We start from the raw sequence: 360 nt of genomic DNA, 5'->3' as shown, positions 1-360 counted from the left end.
AGGCGGACGTCTTGCCGGCGTCCGGGGTGATCGCCGTGTCGGCGCTTTTCAGCCGGAATTTTTCGAGCGGCAGGCCGAGCGCGTCGGCGCAGATCTGGCTGATGACGGTGTTAGAGCCCTGCCCGATATCGACCGCACCCTGATGCAGGATGACGTCGCCGGAGGCGGAGATGCCGACCCTGATGGTCGACGGATTGGGCAGCGAGGTGTTGCCGCAGCCGTACCAGCAGGAGGCGACGCCGACGCCACGTTTTTTTGTGCTGCTGCCGGCGTTGAACAACTCGGCATCGACAAGCGCACGCGCCCAATGCGACCGGAGCGCTTCGAGGCACTCGGCGATGCCGACGCCCGCTTCCAGCC

At 66.4% G+C, this 360-nt stretch carries 1 protein-coding gene; it reads right to left on the bottom strand.

The features are described from left to right. A partial coding sequence (locus tag E5W87_RS28625; protein ID WP_292405191.1) for a molybdopterin cofactor-binding domain-containing protein occupies positions 1-360 on the bottom strand: 360 nt, incomplete at both ends.

The organism is Mesorhizobium sp., from assembly GCF_004962925.1.
In the GTDB taxonomy this organism is placed as follows: domain Bacteria; phylum Pseudomonadota; class Alphaproteobacteria; order Rhizobiales; family Rhizobiaceae; genus Mesorhizobium.
This window is presented reverse-complemented; position numbering and strand designations above follow the sequence as displayed.